The organism is Paracoccus sp. 22332, from assembly GCF_052045125.1.
In the GTDB taxonomy this organism is placed as follows: Bacteria; Pseudomonadota; Alphaproteobacteria; order Rhodobacterales; family Rhodobacteraceae; genus Paracoccus; species Paracoccus haematequi_A.
In genome coordinates this window covers 1-539 of the sequence record NZ_JBQEOI010000136.1, presented here as the reverse complement: position 1 = coordinate 539, position 539 = coordinate 1, and the positions used below count along the sequence as shown (strand labels likewise).

General features: G+C 65.5%; 1 protein-coding gene. It reads right to left on the bottom strand.

The window, feature by feature from the left end; all coding sequences use genetic code 11:
* Positions 1-526 (bottom strand): transposase (locus ACTJI6_RS24210; RefSeq protein ID WP_440804340.1); only part of this gene is annotated, 526 nt, incomplete at its 3' end.
* Between the last annotated feature and the right edge of the window lie 13 nt (positions 527-539).

Genomic DNA, 539 nt, shown 5'->3' with positions numbered 1-539 from the left:
CGTCGAGGATGAGCCGCACGATCTCTTCGCCGGTCAGGTCGCGGGCGGACCAGGCGTCCCAGTCGACCTTCACCTTGCGCCAGGCGCGGCTGACCACGTCCTTGCTCACCGCCCCTTCGAATAAGCCAAACAGCGCCCGCTTGACGCGCCGGGTATTGGTGCCGGCCAGATAGACCGCCGCGATCAGGGCCTCGGCCTTCTTGGTCAGCCGCCTGTAGCGGGGCAGTGCCTTCGAGCGCCATTCGGTGATCTTGCCGGCTTCGTTCTCGATCCGGGCACGAGGAACCCGCACCGTCTCGGTGCCGAATGTGCCGGTCAGCTGCCGATCGCGGTGCCCGTGGCGGTAGCCCCTGGCCCGCTCATTGCCGCGGCCGTAACGAAGCCGACCAAGAAAGGCGGCAAGTTCCTCTTCGAACATGGCTTCAATGGTGGCCCGGACATTCGCCCGCAGGCGATCCTCGATCGGATCATACCCGCCTGCGTCGGGCAGTGGCGAAAAGGACGAGCTATCGGTATTCTGCTTCATGGCGTGATCTCCC